Here is a 16,958-nt window from a genome sequence, read left to right on the forward strand (position 1 = left end):
CTATACATTATATCGCTTATTTTTCACCACAAAGTTCTAAAAGTCTTTCCCATCTTCTGTCAACTTCCTGCTGAATCTGCTCAATTAAGTGTTCATTTCCCTTTTTGAACAGATGTCTGAACCTTCCTTGAGTCTTTAAAAACTCAACAACAGGAAGCTTTTCTTTTGGCTTGTATGTGAGCCTGTACTGACCATTTACAACCTCATAAAGTGGCCAGAAACATGTATCAACTGCAAGCTTTGAAATTTCAATGAGCTTTGATGTCTCATACCTCCAACCTCTTGGACATGGAGCCAAAACATTTAAAAATGCTGGTCCATCTGTATAAAGTGCCTTTTCAGCCTTTTCAATTAAGTCTTTGAGGTTTGGTGTGATGAAAGCTGTCTGTGCAACATACGGAATTCCATGCGCAACCATTATTTCTGTTAAATCTTTTCTCCACTGCATCTTACCTGGAATCACTTTTCCCTGTGGAGATGTTGTTGTATCAGCATAAAGCGGTGTAGCAGAAGATCTCTGGATACCTGTGTTCATATAAGCACCGTTGTCATAGCAGACATATACCATGTTGTGTCCTCTTTCCATTGCACCAGAAAGAGACTGAAGACCAATATCGTATGTTCCACCGTCGCCACCAAACGCGATGAACTTAAACTCGCCCTGGACTTTTCCTTTTTTCTTCAAAACCTTGTATGCAGCCTCAGCACCGGCAACTGTTGCAGCAGCGTTCTCAAACGCACTGTGGATGAATGAGTCTTTCCATGCTGTGTATGGATAGATACAGCTTGAAACCTCCAAACATCCTGTTGCAACACCAACAACAGCCCTATCTTCTGGTTTGAGTGCGCGCAGTACTGCTCTTACAGCAACAGGTGCACCGCACCCTGCACACATCCTGTGCCCGCCTGTAAACCTTTCAGGTCTTGCTGCAAGCTCTTTTATATTGTATGCCATCTTTATTTTGCACCTCCTTATTCTCTCACACCAATGTAGTTGTAAACTTCACCAACATTTCCTGTCTTGACAATGTCAAGAAGTCTGTCATAAACCTTTGCGATGTCATCTGTCTTGACATCTCTTCCGCCAAGACCATAGATGTAGTTAATAGCCTTTATACCATCTGCTCTCCCATAAAGAGCACTTGTAATCTCAGTGAAAAGTGGACCGCCAGCTGCGTTAAATCCATCTGACTTGTCCATTATAGCAACTGCTTTTAAGTGCTTGAGTGCCCCTACAATCTCATCAACAGGAAATGGTCTGAAAAGTCTTGGCTTTAAAAGACCTACCTTGTATCCTTTGCTTCTGTACTCGTCAACAACAGCCTTTGCAGTTCCTGCTGTTGAGTTCATTACAACTATTGCAACCTCTGCATCGTCAAGCTTGTATGCCTCAAAAAGACCATACTTTCTGCCAGTCAAAGCAGCAAACTCTTCTGCAATCTCAAGTACTACCTTTTTAGCGTTTCTCATAGCTTCAGCCTGCTGTCTTTTGTGCTCAAAGTAGTACGGTGGCAAATCTAACGGACCCATTGAAATTGGGTTTTGCTCGTTCAAAAGATAAAACTCTGGATTGTATTCACCTACAAACTTCTTTACAAGTTCATCTTCCAAAAGCTCTATATTCTCAACAGCATGGCTTGTGATGAATCCGTCATAGCACACCATCACAGGAAGTCTTACATCCTTGTGCTCAGCAATTCTTATTGCCTGAATCAAAGAGTCGTAAGCTTCCTGGTTGTTTTCGCAGTAAATCTGAATCCAGCCACTGTCTCTTGCACCCATTGAGTCTGAATGGTCGTTGTGAATATTAATAGGACCAGAAAGAGCTCTGTTTATAACTGCCATAACAATTGGAAGTCTCATTGACGCTGCAATGTAGAGCATCTCCCACATGAGTGCCAAACCTTGTGAGGATGTTGCTGTCATAGTTCGAGCTCCCGCAGCTGATGCACCAATACATGCGCTCATTGCGCTGTGCTCAGACTCAACAGCAACAAACTCAGTGTCTACCTCACCGTTTGCAACATATTGAGAAAAATATTGTGGCACCTCAGTTGAAGGTGTAATTGGGAAAGCGGCAACAACATCAGGGTTTATCTGTTTCATTGCAAAAGCTATCGCTTCGTTACCAGAAAGTCTATCACGAATAGCCATCTGTAGTTTCCCCTCCTTAAAATTCAAAAATTCTTATTTCTTCTCCTCTACAAAATCAAAAGCTTTAAATGGACAAACCTCTGTGCAAACCCCGCAACCTTTGCAGTGGTCATAGTCAACTCCTACCATCTTCCCATTTTCGACCTTTATTGATGAATCTGGACATACATAGAAGCAGAACAGACACTGCTTGCACTTATCTTCATGCCATACAGGTCTCATTGTTCTCCAGTCGCCTGTTTTAAAGTCCTCTGCATTACCCGGGTCAATAATTACACCTGCTGGTGTTATTTCCTTCCATGTAACATCTTCTGTTATTTTCATCTTTCTCATTATCCTTGCACCTCCTGCATTCCTCTAACAAACGCTTTGAGGTTACCCTCAATCACATCTGGCTTTGTTGCAAACTTGTGCTTGAGCGACCCTTCCATATCCTTTATTGCTTCTTCTTCAGGAATAATTCCTGTTACCTTTATAACTGCACCAAGAACAGGGATATTCGGGAAGTACTTGCCCAAACACTCCATTGAAATCTTTCTTGCATCAATTGTGTAAACTTTTCCATCAAAGCTTCCAAGCATCTTCTTTACTTCTTCAGGAGACTTTGAAGTGTTGACAATTATCGCACCATCTTTTTTGAGCCCTTTTGTTACATCAACACTTCCGATTAATGTTTCATCAACAACAACTACATAGTCAGGTTCATAAATGTTGCTGTGAATGGTGATCTTCTCATCGCTTATTCTGTTGTAAGCTGTTATAGGAGCACCCATTCGCTCTGGACCATACTCAGGAAAACCTTGAACGTATTTGCCTGTGTTGAAAGCAGCTTCAGCTAAAAGAAGTGAAGCTGTCTTTGCACCCTGGCCACCTCGACCATGCCATCTTATTTCAATCATCTTGCCCATGTTCAAACCTCCCTCAAAAAAACATTTGAAAACTTTATTTGAAAAAGATAAACTCATCACTATAAGGCTACTTACCTTTTTATTATATATTTTGAATGTTAAAAAATCAACATATTTTTGAATACACCATAATTGTATATATTTGGATTAGGGATTGCAAAGAATCTGTAAGTAGGTTATAGTAATATGGCGAGAGTTATATTATAAAACATCTTAAGTACGACATTGGAGGGCAAAAGTGAAGAGGAAAAATCTTTCAATTGTCTTAAATATCATTGCAATTGCAGGATTTATTTTACTGGCAACGGCAGTAGCCATACGATACTCTCATTTTCTTGTAAATATTGTCTCAAATCCGCAGAAATTTAAAAGCTGGGTTTTGTCTTTTGGTCATCTTGGTGTACTTGTCTTCATCCTCACTCAAATTCTTCAGGTTATTATTTCTGCTATTCCAGGTGAAGCTGTGCAAATCTCTGGCGGATACCTTTATGGTACGCTGCTTGGCACAGTATATTCGCTAATTGGCATTATGATAGGCTCTGTGTGTGTATTTTATATAACAAGGCTTTTGGGATTTGGTCTTGTGAGGAAAATTGTCTCCGAGGAAAAGCTCAGAAAATTTTACTCGCTTATTAATTCACCAAAAGGAGATATAGCCATATTCTTACTCTTTTTAATTCCAGGACTTCCAAAAGACATTCTGACATACATTGCTGGACTTTCGCCAATAAAACCACTAAGATTTTTTGCAATTGTAGCCGTTGCAAGACTGCCAGGAATATTTTTTTCATCATACATTGGAAGCAGCCTTGAAGAAAAAAACTACACAATGGCAATTGTAGTTTCTGCTGCAGCTGCTATTTTGTTTGTCTTGGGTGTGGTATACAGAGACAAAATCATAAAAACCATTCATAATTGTGTGCACAAAAAAGGTAGCAGCAATCTTTAAATGATGTACTGCTGCTACCTTTGTTCTTCCCTATTTTTACTTTATCACATCTGTACCCATATACTTTCTCAAAACCTCCGGCACAACTACAGTTCCATCTTTTTGCTGGAAGTTTTCAAGTATTGCTGCTAAGGTTCTGCCAACAGCAAGGCCTGAGCCGTTGAGCGTATGAACATAGTCAAGTTTTCCGTCTTTCCTTCTGAATCTGATGTTTGCTCTTCGTGCCTGATAGCTTTCAAAGTTTGAACAAGAGGAAATCTCAACATATCTTCCATAGCTTGGCATCCAAACTTCAATATCATATGTCTTTGCAGAAGAAAATCCTAAATCACCCGAACAAAGGAGCACAACCCTGTAAGGAAGTCCTAATTCCTTTAAAACATCCTCTGCATCAGCTGTGAGCTTTTCAAGCTCATCATAAGACTCTTCTGGCTTTGCAAATTTCACAAGCTCAACCTTGTTAAATTGATGCTGTCTGATAAGCCCTCTTGTGTCTTTGCCAGCAGCACCAGCTTCTGCCCTAAAACATGCTGAGTAGGCAACATATTTTATTGGCAAATCTTCTTCTTTGAGTATCTCTTCTCTATGGTAATTTGTAACAGGAACTTCTGCTGTTGGTATCAAAAAGTAATCATCTGTTGTCTTAAAAGCATCCTCTTCAAATTTTGGAAGCTGTCCTGTGCCTATCATAGATTTTCTCGCAACTAAAAAAGGTGGAAATATCTCGGTATATCCATGCTTTTCAATGTGAAGGTCAAGCATGAAGTTGATTAAAGCTCTCTCTAACCTTGCACCAAGTCCTCTGTAAAATGTAAAACGGCTACCCGACACCTTTGATGCTCTTTCAAAGTCCAAAATTCCAAGACTCATCCCAATCTCCCAGTGCGGTTTTACCTCAAAATCAGGAACCTTTACATCACCCCAGCGCCTTACTTCAACATTTTCTGTATCATCTTTGCCAACCGGTACAGACTCATGAGGAATGTTTGGGATTGTGAGTAAAATCTTTTCTATCTCATCTTCAACCTCTTTGACCCTGCTATCTAATTCTTTAATTTTATCAGATAGCTCTTTTAGCTCATTCATAAGCTCTGTGACATCTTTTCCTTCCTTTTTGAGCTTTGGAACCTCTTTTGATTTTTGATTCTGCAAAGCTTTCAGGCTTTCAACCTCCGCCAAAAGCTTTCTTCTCTTTTCATCAAGCTCTAAAATGGGCGCAATTGAAATGTCTTTGTTTCTCTTAGAAAGCCCTTCTTGGACCTTTTCTGGGTTTGCCCTTATATATTTTAAATCAAGCATTACACTCGCCTCTCCTTTGTAATTGTAATTTTTTAGCAAAGAAAATTGACAAACTGTATACATTTTATCATATCAGTATTTTCAGAGGTTGTAAATATTTTTTGTGCCTTTTCTCAAGCTACTTTGATTTTTGTCTCAAGAGTCTTTACAATAGCTTTAAAATGTTGTATTATATTGTTTGCAAAAATGTTGTGCGCCCGTAGCTCAGTAGGATAGAGCAATGGTTTCCTAAACCATGTGCCGGAGGTTCGAGTCCTCTCGGGCGCACCATTAACTCTTTTTAGTCTTTTCTGAAAAATCTTTATAAAAATCTTTTTCCTTTCTTTCGATATTCCCTAATTTAAGATATCATAATTGAAACTTTATAGGCAGATTGATTACAAAAGACTTTGTAAAATCTTTTTATTAAGTGAGGGTTATTTATAAATGTATTATTTGCAGTGTTTTTTATTATACATTGACTTTTCTATGTGAGTGGTATATATTTATTAAATAAATACTTTACAACAATGATGTATTTTGGATATCTATGATGACGTTGTTGAAAGGAGGTATAATATGTTTAAAAAACATACTTTTGCTTTTTTGTTAATTTTTATTTTTCTGCTAAGCTGGCCAATTAAATCAATTGCAAATGATGATTTTATTTTTCCCCAAAGCCATATTAAAAAACTATCTGAAGACGTTTTCTTTAATCCCGAGGTATATAACAAATTGCATATTGCGCGAAATGAAATTTTTGCAAGACATGGTCATATTTTTGAAAACAGAGAGTTAAGAAATTATTTTCTATCCAAAAAGCGGTACAAACCTATCCAAAAAGTGTCTTTTGCCCAACTCAATAGCATAGAAAAATACAATGTAATTCTAATTTCATATTTCGAAAAATACTATTATAAAAGCAAATTATTCATTGAGAAAAACTACAAAGACAAAATACTCTTTTTTCCGGCAAATAAAAAAGTATATTATGATCTTAATAATGACGGTATAAATGAATCTATCATTTATAAACCTTCTAATAAAGGTTTTTCTCTACAAATAAATAATCAATCAACAACAAACGAACTTTATACAAATCTACAAAATAAGTTTGCAATTGTTGATATTGACAAGTCTGATAATTACAAAGAAATTGTTATTTTTGACGAAGGTCCAAGTAATGATTACACATCAATTTTTTACCAATTTTACAATAACAAAATTACAGAAATAGGAAGTGTAGGTGGAATTTACAACATTGGACTTCATATTTATGGTAACGGTATTGTTGAAGGATTGATCCGTGCAAAACTTCTTCAAACATGGTATTTTAATGAAAAATATATTTTGAAAAATCATAAACTTGAACCAATTCCTCAAGATATTTATAAAACAAACTTCTACGTTTTTGTAAAAAAAGATATTAAACTTCACACCACAAGAAGCGAAAAAAGTAAGTGTTTCACTCTTAAGCAAGGACAAATCATAAATATAGTTGGCTGTGATAATAAAAAATGGTGCTTGATTGAAACATCTACTGGCAAAAAAGGATGGCTTCTTTTAAAAGATTTCTCTTTTCTTGTTGATAATAATATGGATGCGCGAGATGCATTAATAGGACTATGTTATGCTGACTAAACTTCTTTAAGTTTTTCATAGGAAAGTAGTAATAGGGTTGCCAGAAAATATGAGTTAACTGACAACCCTCTATTTTTCATCACATTATATGGAGTGGTTTATCATAACTTAAATTTGGCATTCTTTATATATTCAGTAAATACCCGTTTTTCTTCAGCCAATCTTCATATTTTTTGTAATCAGGCATGAGAAGTTTTACCTTTGTCCAAAAATTCTTTCCATGATTTTTCTCTTCAAGATGCACAAGCTCATGGACAACAACATAGTCTATTACAGACAGCGGTGCCATAATAAGCCGCCAAGAAAAGTTCAAGTTACCCTTTGCAGAACAAGAACCCCATCTTCTTTGTGCATTTGTTATATGTACTTTGTTGTATTTAAAACCTCTTTTTTGAGCCCACCAGTTTACTCTCTCAAGAATCTTCTCATAGGCAGCTTTTTTATACCAATCTATGAATACTTTCTTAGCTTCTGGCAAAGCGCTTCTTGAGAGATAAAACCCATTTTCAAATTTGAGTGGTACATCTTGGTCTTCCACTATGTGCAGTTTATAATACATGCCTAGGTATAAAAACTCTTCTTCGCTGACAAATTCCTTTGGCAAGGTTTTGGGATCTCTTGCTTCTATCTCTTTCTTTCTCTTGTCAATCCACTTTCTATGTTTTTGAATAACATCCCATATTGTTTTTTCATCCACATGAAATGGAGCTTTGACTATGAGTGTGCTATTTTCTGTCATTTGCAAAGCTATGGTTTTTCTATTTGAGCGGATTATTTTTTCAATTTTAACATCTACCATAATATCGCTTCCCGCAAGGAAATAAAGACATACATCACTTTACCCTCTTCAACCTTGTATTCACAGTAACACCAGGAATTCTTCCCCTTTTGGCAACAGGCTTGCCGTCAACCTCTTTTATATCCATCGTCATGTCAATTGGAGGTGCACCAGAAATATAGCTTCCAACACCAAAAGCATCTGCCCCTGCTTCTGAAAGTATTTTTATTTTTTCAGGATCAAGTCCGCCGGACACAAAAATCTTGACATGATCAAAGCCTTCTAAATCAAGCCTTTTTCTTACCTCATAGACAAGCTCAGGTGTAACCCCGCCTCTTTCACTTGGCGTATCAAGTCTTATACCATACAACTTTTCTTTTAGCAATTTTGCAACATCTAAAGCTTCTTGAGCTTCGTCCTTAAAAGTATCAACAAGAATGATACATGGTGAATCTTCAGGAATTACCTTATCGTACGCAATTGCAACCTCCTCTGTAGACCCCGCAATCAATATTGCAGCATGAGGAATTGTTCCCGATGGGGAAATTCCCAATATTTTTGCTGCCAATATGCAGCTTACCCCATCAGCGCCGCCCACTTTTGCTGCCCTTTCCATCACAGGCGCAACAGACGGGTGTATATGCCTTGCACCAAAACATAAAATGGGCTTTTGTCCCGCTGCCTCTTTGCATCTTCTGGCTGCTGTTGCCCATGCTGATGAACTTGCAAGTATACCAAGAATAGGTGTTTCATAAATTCCAAAGTCTACATATCTTCCTTCAATTCTCATTACAACCTCTTTTGCAGAAAAGTTTTCCCCTTCTTCAAGAGAATACACGTTGCAATCAACATCTTTTAAAAGATTTAAAACCTCTGGAAGACCACAAAATATTCCTTCTCTTCTTGCAAAAATTTCAGCTTTAACATAGGCATCCTCTCTTTTAAGATACTTCAAAACTTCAAGTGTTTTTATAAAGTATATATCTGTAGTCAAACCCATTTTAATCTCTTCATGTTGGGCAGAAAAAAATAATCTTTCATCTTCAACTTTGAATTTTTCAATATCATCAAGTCTACTAATCCTCATAGGCTCTGCTCCCTTCCTTTAAAAATTTTTGTTTTAGTAGCCATAACATCTCAAACCTCAAATTCTTCATCTATGACCTCAGCTTCAATCAAAAGATTTTTATCCTCTAAAATCTCTTTTGTGGTGCCAATCTTAAGTATTCTGTGGTCTGGTGAAAGCAAAATTGTGTAGTCAGCCAAGCGAAAAAGCAAGTCAAAGTGGTGTGTAGAAACAATTAGAGTTTTTCCAACATCTTTGAGCTGTTTTAAAATCTTTGCAAAAAACCTTATGCTTTTGGGGTCAAGGTCGTTTGTCGGCTCATCAAGTATTAAAACCTCTGGGTTGTTTGCAAGTATTGAAGCAAGCGCTACCCTTTTTTTCTCCCCACCGCTCAATGTCAGTATATCATTTTCAAGTAAATTATCAATCCCCAGAAACTTCGCTACTTCCAAAACTCTTTTTTGGATTTTGCTTTCATCACTCATAAACTGTCTTGGCCCAAAAGCAATCTCATCAAACACAGTGAGATTAAAAAGCTGAAGTTCTGTCTCCTGAAACATATAACCTACCTTTTTGTAAAATCCGTTTTTGAAAAGCTCATCAAAAGAGGTTTTATCAATTTTTTTATCGTAAAAATAAAGCTCTCCTTCAAAATCAAGTATGATTCCAGAAAGTATTTTCATTAGTGTAGTTTTACCACTTCCGTTGCAACCTACAAGCGCAAAAGCCTTTCCTTTCTCAATCTCAAAGCTTGCTACTTCAAGAATGGTTTTGTTGTTTACCCTGTATGTTATATTTTTCCCTCTAAACACTGCGCTCATCTTAAAATCCTCTCCAAAATGCTCATAATAATTAGGAAAAATACTACCAAAAGTTCTGGGATGGTAAGTTTGAATCTATACACTAATTTAATATTGCGAGATGAAAAGCCGCGCGTTTTCATAGAAATATAAGTAGCCTCTGAAATATATATGGTCTTTTGAGCAATGGCTCTTATCATAGATTTTACAAAATCTAATCTATTCCTTGATACACCCACTGTCCTTATCTTCTTTGCGAACAAAATATCTGTAATTGTGTGCAAAAGTACAAAGATGTTCCTTATCGTGAGCTCAACAAGCCACATAAATTCTCTAATTCCCCCAAAAAAAGAAAAAGGCTTAAAAAGCCTGTCAATTCTTGAGTTATATATTACAACCTCACCTGTCATTATAATGATGCCCGTCTTTAAAACCTGCATAATAGCGGGAATAATATTCTTTGTTATAAGCATATAAGGGATGCTTATGATAAATGTACCAAGCGGCACAAACGCCCAAGATGAAACAATCAATGCCTTGATATCAGCTTTTGATATTGCTGCAGCTACCAATACAAAAGTAAAAGCAACTGCTAAAAACAAAATACTATCAGAAAGGCTTACCAGTAAACTAAACCATATTAAAAACAAAAGCTTTGCCCATTCGTCAATCCTTGTAAATAAACTTTTGTTTCTTTTGAAAAACCACTGAGAAATTTTTAAGTAACCAGAAAGACTCTTTTCCACATATCCCTCTTTTGCAACTTTGACTTTTGCGTTATCTTCTTCTTTCAAAAAATCTGGCAGCACTTTAGCTTACTTCCTTTCAGTCATTAAACGTTTTAATAAGAAAAATATGGCGAATATCACTGCCATTCCAATCAGTGCTGATAAAATATAGCCAATATACTGGTTGTGAATGAACTTAACTGAATAGTCATCAAAAAGGTCAAATTTATAAACCTCAGCATACTTTTTTAACCCCTCAGGCACAAACCCCAGCATCTTTTTTATTTCTTCCTGACTCCACTCGCCAAACGCCGGGTTTTGTGTCAAAAGCCCAAGCGGGGTCAAAATAGCAAGGGCAAACAGAGTTATTAATACCGTTTTAAAGTTATTACCAACTCCCTTTTTCATAACATAAACCACCCCTTTAAGTTACTTTTTTATTTTAGCAAAATTTTTTAAAGGTGAATATAGCAAAACTGTCAAAACTGCTTCAACCACCCCAACAATCAAAAGGTGTGGAACCATCATAGCAGGAATGGTTGTTTTCAGGTCGTACATAAAATACAACGGTTTCCCTGCTTTTGTAAATAAAATTGGTTGAAGTCCAAGCTCAACTGCTGTCAAAAGTGCAGCTGCATTTGTTGAAATGTATGTGCTTATAAACATTCTAACCTTTTCATTCTTGAGATTAGCCATTTTCAAAAGGCTGTCGACAAAAACAGTAACCAGCGGAATAGCAACAGCCATGTTAAACACATTTGTTCCAAGTGCCAAAATTCCTCCATCTCTGAACAAAAGAGCCTGGATTATCAAGACCACTGCCGATGCTATAATTGAAGCAAACGGCCCGAACAGATAGGTTATAAGTGGTATTCCAGTTATGTGAGCAGAACTGCCACCCACTACCGGAAAGTTGAACATCATAACAATAAATGTAAATGCCGATGCCACTGAAAGATGAACAAAGGTCTTTTCGTCAACTGATTTTTTAAACTTTGTAAATGCAATGCTAACTGCTGCCACAGATGCAGCATAAAATGTAGCACAAGTTTGCGGACTCAAATAACCATCAGGAATGTGCATTTGTACTTTTCCTCCTTTTTTTAAAGTATTTGTGAAAAAATAAAAAAGCCCACGAAAAGCTGTTTACTTTAACCCTTCGTGGGCTTTCATTCAAATATTTAATTTACCTTGCACCATTCACTTGCATCGCTGTTTTTAATTTTACCATACAACGCGATTACTGAGCAATAGTTTCTGTGGAAAGATAGTTTACCCTAAAAACATCCATTTGAGCAACTTAGAAAGATATTGAGAGTTTAATATCCTCAGATGCACTTTATCAAAGTCTGTGCCCCATCTAAACCATCTGCTAAAACTTCCAATTTGATTTCTCCCTCTTTGCCAATGCTTTTTACTATTGCAAGTGCATGTCCTTTGTAGAGCCTTCTCTCTCGGCTAACAAATGGTTCTGTTGACAAAGGATTGCTACTTCCTAAAGCGACAAGTTCACCGACGCCTTCAACTTCTACAACTATTCTGTTATCTGCGTAAGGTACTTCTCTTCCATTCTTATCTACTGCCATTATTTTTATGTAGCATAAATCACCATAAGAAGAGGAAATAATTTCTCTGTCAGCAAACAATTTTAAGGCTGCGGGCTTACCTGTCGTTTCTATCCTGTCTCTGCCAATCTCCCTACCATCTTTATATGCTACAGCTTCCACTACCCCTGGTTCATAAATTGTGTCATAAACCGTTTTAAATTGAGTGATAGTCCCGGCTTCTTTTCTTCCCAAACTTCGGCCGTTTACAAACAGCTCAACCTCATCTGCATTTGCATAGACATGTATCGCTATTGCCATCCCTTCACATCCAGGAAAAGTGTAGCTTCGTTCAACTGGCTCCCATGCCCAAGGTTTAAAATATAGTTTTTTGCCATAAACTTGCGGTGGAAGTATTACAATATATGGGTCTTTTCTGTTTCCCCAAACAACATCTCTATAATACGATTGAGGACGTTTTTCACCACAAATATCAATATCTCCACAATTTGCTAAAAACCATGGATAAGACCCGCAAAAAGATTTAAGATCATCTGCTTCAATACTTACCCTACCAAGACCTGCTTCGCCTAAATAATCAATGGCCGTCCACACAAAATCACCTATAACATTTGAATTTTCTATTGTTTGTTTCCAGTTTTTAAAAAGAGTATACGGATAAGTTTCTGTACCACAAATTATCCGGTCAGGATATTTGTATCTATCATATTCATATCTATCTACTTTATAGTTATAACCAACTACATCCAAAAACCTCGAAAACTTTTCTGAAAACTCGCCCCATTTATCTTCAATAACATCTGCTTCTTGTTTAAGCATTCTAATTACATAGTTACCTTCTTCAATTATAGCAAAAAGTCTTTTATAATCATCCGGAATTGCGCACAGTGCCGCTGTTACCAGCCTTGATGAATCCAAACTCTTTACCTTTTTTGCTAATCGTTCACACCATGAGTATATTGAGTAGCCGCTATCATCATCAACATCAACTCCAACTCCCCATGTAATCTCGTTTCCTATTGACCACATTATTATCGAAGGATGATTATAGTCCCTCATTATGGTGGACTCCAAATCTTCTTCCCAGTACTTGTCAAAAAATAGATGGTAGTCAAAACTAACTTTTCCAGCATGCCATACATCAAAAAATTCTTCTATCACCAGCATTCCTAATCTATCACATGCATCCAAAAAAGCTGGAGCAAATGGATTATGTGCAAGTCTTACTGCATTGAACCCAGAAGCTTTTAAAAGTTCTACTTTTCTCTCTTCTGCCCTATCGTAACTCGCACTTCCAAGCGGTCCGTTGTCATGATGAATACAGCCGCCTTTTAATTTTAATGGCTTACCATTTAATTTAAATCCTTCATTGGGATTAACCTCAATTGTCCGAACTCCAAACAATGTAGAAGCACTATCTTCGATACTCTCATCACAAACAATAGTTGCTTGAATTTTATAAAGATATGGGTCTTCTATATCCCAATATTTAAATGGTTTTAGTTCTAAGGTTTTGGCAATTACCTTTTCTTCACTTTTACCAATCAAAAACCTCTCTTCACTGCTGAGAATTAGTTTTTCCTCTTTTGAAAATACATCAAATTTTATTACTCCTTTAACTTTCTCATTGACACTGTTGACAACCACAGCTCTTATTTCTAATATCGCAGTTTCATTTTCAATTGCTCTGGTTTGAACATGCAAATGCCACGGTTTTATATACACCTTGCCACCAATATGTAACCACACATGCCTGTATATACCACAACCTGCGTACCATCTTGAGCTTGGCTTATGAGTATTTTCTACACGCACAATAATAATGTTCTTATCATCAAACTTGACATGCTTTGTTATATCAACCAGAAAACTTGTATATCCATTGAAGTGTTTTGCAACCAATCTACCATTTACAAAAACCTCGGCTATACCCATAACTCCTTCAAACTCAAGTATTAAGTTTTTGCCTTGCCATTGCTCATCTAAAATTAATTCTTTTTTGTAATACAAGCTGCATCCCGCAGTATACCCTTCACCAGCACCTGAGGGATTGAGCTCACTTCTTTCCTTCTCAATTACAGCATCATGCGGCAGATCTACCTTTTTCCACTCATATTCTGAACTTGTTAAGTTTAATACATTTACAAAACCAAGCTCAAGATATTCCCATGACCTGTCCAAATTTATTTTCTGCATTTTCGAAACTCAACAACACCTTGAGCCGCTTCAAAAAAGCAGCGGCTCAAGATGGCTGGGGTATTTATAGTCCGCCATATCAAAGCCTCCCAGCCCCAGCAGGCGGTTTTCGGGACAACTGTTTTTTGGTTATAACTTATCTCTTCATTTCATCCTTGACATCTTGTCAATTGCCTCCCAAAGCCCGTTCAAATACGCAATGCCAAGGGCTCTATCATAAAGTCCATAACCAGGTCTTCCTTTTTCGCCCCAAATCATCCTTCCATGGTCAGGTCGCAAATACCCGTCAAAACCTATGTCGTATATAGCCTTCATAATCTCAAACATGTCAAATGAACCATCTGTCGACAGGTGTGATGTCTCGTAAAAAGACCTCTCTCCCGTAAATTTTATATTCCTCACATGCATAAAATGTATTCTTCCCATCTTGCCAAAATATCTTATAAGCTCCGGAATGTTGTTTTCCCTGTTTGCTCCAAGCGACCCTGTGCACAAAGTCAACCCATTGTACGGACTGTCAACTGCTTTTAAAAACTTTTCTATATTTTCCTTGTTTGTTACAACCCTTGGAAGACCAAAAAGTGACCATGGCGGGTCATCTGGATGTATTGCCATTTTCACATCGCACTGCTCACACACAGGAATTATATTCTCCAAAAAGTATATGAGATTCTGCAAAAGCTTATTCTCATCAACATCCTTGTACATCTCAAACAGGCTCTGGAGCTGTTTTAACCTGTAGCTCTCCCACCCAGGAAGAGAAAATCCTTGGGAGCCTCTTTCCATGCTTTTTACAAGTTCATCCGGCGTGAGATTCTTGAGCATATCATGATTGTATTCCATAACCTCAGAACCATCAGGGAGCTTTTTTGCAAGGTCTGTCCTCAGCCAGTCAAATACAGGCATAAAGTTATAACATATTACCTTTACACCCGCTTTTGCCAAGTTCCTTATGGTCTGTTTATAGTTTTCTATATACCTGTCTCGACTTGGAAGACCAAGTTTTATGTCCTCATGGACATTTACGCTTTCTATTACCTCAAACTTCAGCCCTGCATCTTCTACCATTCTTTTTAGCTCAAAAATCCTATCTTCCGGCCATACCTCTCCAACTGGAATATCAAAAAGCGCTGTCACAACACCATATATACCTGGAATCTGGCGTATATACTCAAGAGGAATATTATCGTCCTTTGGACCAAACCACCTAAATGTCATCTTAAAACCCATTTTTTTAAACCCCTTTCTTTTTGAAAATCTTTTAACTTACATACTTTTGCAAGGTTTTTCTCACAGCTCCAATGCCTTGTATCATCTCTTTGAAATATTCCACTACCTTCTGAGACAGTCCCACTTTAAACAAGTCAACCCTGAAAATAACCTCATTTGCCAGAATTGGTCTTAGCCTTTCTTCTAAATCCTCATACTCTTTACCAAGCACTATACCCTCAAGATGTTTTTTAAGCTCAAGTATAAGTGGGTCCGGGCTTGGCTCAAAAGTTTTCCCTTCATCATCAATGCACATCAAATACCTCAGCCATCCTGCTATTACAAGAGGGATGTATCTGAGGCTTTTCACATCTAAATCTGGGCTTTCTGCGTACGCTTTTATAGTCTCTCCAAATCTAATTGGCATTTTTTGTGACGTGTCTGTTGCAATCCTCTGTGGTGTGTCAGGTATATATGGGTTTGGAAATCTTTCTTCTATTACTTCCTTTATATACTCCCTCGGATTTATTATCTTCGGGTCAACAACAACCCTCAATCCCTCATCATATCCAATCTTTTCGATAAGCCTTTTTAGATGCTCATCTTTTACCTCTTCATAAATTGTCTTATACCCAAGCAAACAGCCAAATATAGCCAAAGCCGTGTGAAGAGGATTCAAACATGTCTGAACCTTCATCCGCTCAGAGTCTTCTACTGTCTTCCTATCTGTCATAAACACTCCTGCTCTTTCCAGTGGCGGTCTTCCATTTGGAAAATTATCTTCTATTACAAGATACTGAGCCTTTTCTGTATTGACAAATGGTGCAATGTACGTATTTTTTGATGTGCAAATGATATCCATATTTTCAAGTCCATCTTCCTCTAAAAGCTCTTTTATTCTTTCTGACGGTCTTGGGACAATCTTGTCTATCATGCTCCATGGGAAACTTACCACAGAAGAATCGTTCAAGTATTCAACAAAATCCTCTTCAACAAGACCTCTTTTTGCCCACTCTTTGGCTATTTGAACTATCGAGCTTTGCAGCTTTTCACCATTTTTAGAACAGTTGTCAAGGCTCACATATGCAATTGGTTTTCTGCCGCTTTTGTATCGAACATATGCCAGGGCTGCAACCTTGCCCATCGAATTTTTTGGACTTTGCGGCCCATTTTCTATATCCTCTTTTACTGCAGGCAGATAGTCTCCTTTGAGGTCAAACAGGTTGTATCCCTTTTCTGTTATTGTGAATGTCACCAGCTGAAGAGATGGGCTTTCAAATATTTGGCAAAGTCTTTGCCAGTCTGCTTCAAAGCTTTTGTCACACTTTAGCCCTTCTGTAATGCTTGCAATTACTCTTTTTTCTAAATTGCCTTTTGCATCAGATGTCACAACTAAACAGAGATTGTCATAAGGTTTGTATATTTTGTCTATTATCTCATAGTCAAAAAGCTCTGCTGCGATTACTCCCCTGTCAAGCTCTCCTCTTTCGATTAAATCCTGGGCTATTGCTGCAATGTATCCTCTAAAAATATTGCCTGCTCCAAAATGAAGCCAGATAGGATCTTGGTAAGTAGCACTTTTTACTTTTTCAATATCAAATTGAGGCAATACAATATTGGCATTTTGCCATAAATCTTGCTTTGAGATATCTTTTCTCTTTAGCTCAAACATCTCAACTTCTCAAC

At 37.3% G+C, this 16,958-nt stretch carries 16 protein-coding genes and 1 tRNA gene; 3 read left to right on the top strand and 14 right to left on the bottom strand.

All coding sequences use genetic code 11. The features are described 5' to 3' along the window. Positions 1 to 16: 16 nt before the first annotated feature. Genes OTK01_RS09035 through OTK01_RS09050 form a run of 4 tightly spaced genes read right to left on the bottom strand, consistent with a single transcriptional unit; the run spans position 17 to position 3,062 of the window. Positions 17 to 955 (bottom strand): thiamine pyrophosphate-dependent enzyme, encoded by a 939-nt coding sequence (locus OTK01_RS09035; RefSeq protein ID WP_029228724.1) that lies wholly within the window; start codon positions 953 to 955, stop codon positions 17 to 19. A gap of 17 nt (positions 956 to 972) precedes the next feature. Continuing rightward, positions 973 to 2,154: a 2-ketoisovalerate ferredoxin oxidoreductase subunit alpha gene (gene porA, locus OTK01_RS09040; RefSeq protein WP_013432014.1), complete on the bottom strand. Its 1,182-nt coding sequence runs from the start codon at positions 2,152 to 2,154 to the stop codon at positions 973 to 975. A 33-nt stretch (positions 2,155 to 2,187) separates the two neighbouring features. Continuing rightward, the gene (locus OTK01_RS09045) at positions 2,188 to 2,487 is read right to left on the bottom strand and encodes a 4Fe-4S binding protein (protein WP_013290123.1); all 300 of its coding nucleotides are present in this window, start codon (positions 2,485 to 2,487) and stop codon (positions 2,188 to 2,190) included. After that, positions 2,487 to 3,062 carry a 2-oxoacid:acceptor oxidoreductase family protein gene (locus tag OTK01_RS09050; RefSeq protein ID WP_013432013.1) on the bottom strand — a complete coding sequence of 192 codons (576 nt, stop codon included), beginning with the start codon at positions 3,060 to 3,062 and terminating at the stop codon, positions 2,487 to 2,489. Before OTK01_RS09050 ends, OTK01_RS09045 begins: the two co-directional genes overlap by 1 nt. Positions 3,063 to 3,300: 238 nt before the next feature. Between OTK01_RS09050 and OTK01_RS09055 the strand changes: the two genes are divergently transcribed. Beyond that, positions 3,301 to 4,011: a TVP38/TMEM64 family protein gene (locus OTK01_RS09055; protein WP_029228725.1), complete on the top strand. Its 711-nt coding sequence runs from the start codon at positions 3,301 to 3,303 to the stop codon at positions 4,009 to 4,011. A 36-nt stretch (positions 4,012 to 4,047) separates the two neighbouring features. On the opposite strand, the gene serS is transcribed toward OTK01_RS09055, so the two are convergent. Then, positions 4,048 to 5,310, bottom strand: coding sequence for a serine--tRNA ligase (gene serS, locus OTK01_RS09060; protein ID WP_029228726.1), 1,263 nt, complete (start codon positions 5,308 to 5,310; stop codon positions 4,048 to 4,050). Between the two features lie 193 nt (positions 5,311 to 5,503). On the opposite strand from serS, the gene OTK01_RS09065 reads away from it, so the two are divergent. Continuing rightward, positions 5,504 to 5,580: transfer RNA gene (locus OTK01_RS09065), tRNA-Arg, on the top strand. A gap of 288 nt (positions 5,581 to 5,868) precedes the next feature. Beyond that, positions 5,869 to 6,930: a YARHG domain-containing protein gene (locus OTK01_RS09070; protein ID WP_029228727.1), complete on the top strand. Its 1,062-nt coding sequence runs from the start codon at positions 5,869 to 5,871 to the stop codon at positions 6,928 to 6,930. A 124-nt stretch (positions 6,931 to 7,054) separates the two neighbouring features. On the opposite strand, the gene OTK01_RS09075 is transcribed toward OTK01_RS09070, so the two are convergent. The 9 genes from OTK01_RS09075 to OTK01_RS09115 form a co-directional block, all read right to left on the bottom strand. Further along, positions 7,055 to 7,729: a M48 family metallopeptidase gene (locus tag OTK01_RS09075; protein WP_029228728.1), complete on the bottom strand. Its 675-nt coding sequence runs from the start codon at positions 7,727 to 7,729 to the stop codon at positions 7,055 to 7,057. A 34-nt stretch (positions 7,730 to 7,763) separates the two neighbouring features. Further along, the gene (locus tag OTK01_RS09080; protein WP_029228729.1) at positions 7,764 to 8,795 is read right to left on the bottom strand and encodes a nicotinate phosphoribosyltransferase; all 1,032 of its coding nucleotides are present in this window, start codon (positions 8,793 to 8,795) and stop codon (positions 7,764 to 7,766) included. A 50-nt stretch (positions 8,796 to 8,845) separates the two neighbouring features. Further along, positions 8,846 to 9,595: an energy-coupling factor ABC transporter ATP-binding protein gene (locus tag OTK01_RS09085; RefSeq protein WP_029228730.1), complete on the bottom strand. Its 750-nt coding sequence runs from the start codon at positions 9,593 to 9,595 to the stop codon at positions 8,846 to 8,848. Then, the gene (locus tag OTK01_RS09090; protein WP_029228731.1) at positions 9,592 to 10,383 is read right to left on the bottom strand and encodes an energy-coupling factor transporter transmembrane component T family protein; all 792 of its coding nucleotides are present in this window, start codon (positions 10,381 to 10,383) and stop codon (positions 9,592 to 9,594) included. The genes OTK01_RS09085 and OTK01_RS09090 overlap by 4 nt, the downstream gene beginning before the upstream one ends. A gap of 6 nt (positions 10,384 to 10,389) precedes the next feature. Next, positions 10,390 to 10,710 carry a PDGLE domain-containing protein gene (locus OTK01_RS09095; protein WP_014042912.1) on the bottom strand — a complete coding sequence of 107 codons (321 nt, stop codon included), beginning with the start codon at positions 10,708 to 10,710 and terminating at the stop codon, positions 10,390 to 10,392. Positions 10,711 to 10,731: 21 nt separating this feature from the next. Then, entirely contained in the window at positions 10,732 to 11,385 is a 654-nt protein-coding gene (cbiM, locus tag OTK01_RS09100; protein ID WP_014042913.1) for a cobalt transporter CbiM, read from the bottom strand. A gap of 245 nt (positions 11,386 to 11,630) precedes the next feature. After that, entirely contained in the window at positions 11,631 to 14,063 is a 2,433-nt protein-coding gene (locus OTK01_RS09105) for a glycoside hydrolase family 2 TIM barrel-domain containing protein (RefSeq protein ID WP_029228732.1), read from the bottom strand. A gap of 144 nt (positions 14,064 to 14,207) precedes the next feature. Next, the gene (gene uxuA / locus OTK01_RS09110) at positions 14,208 to 15,293 is read right to left on the bottom strand and encodes a mannonate dehydratase (RefSeq protein ID WP_029228733.1); all 1,086 of its coding nucleotides are present in this window, start codon (positions 15,291 to 15,293) and stop codon (positions 14,208 to 14,210) included. Positions 15,294 to 15,324: 31 nt separating this feature from the next. After that, entirely contained in the window at positions 15,325 to 16,944 is a 1,620-nt protein-coding gene (locus OTK01_RS09115) for a mannitol dehydrogenase family protein (protein ID WP_029228734.1), read from the bottom strand. Positions 16,945 to 16,958 lie beyond the last annotated feature (14 nt).

It is taken from the genome of Caldicellulosiruptor acetigenus, from assembly GCF_026914305.1.
In the GTDB taxonomy this organism is placed as follows: Bacteria; Bacillota; Thermoanaerobacteria; order Caldicellulosiruptorales; family Caldicellulosiruptoraceae; genus Caldicellulosiruptor; species Caldicellulosiruptor acetigenus.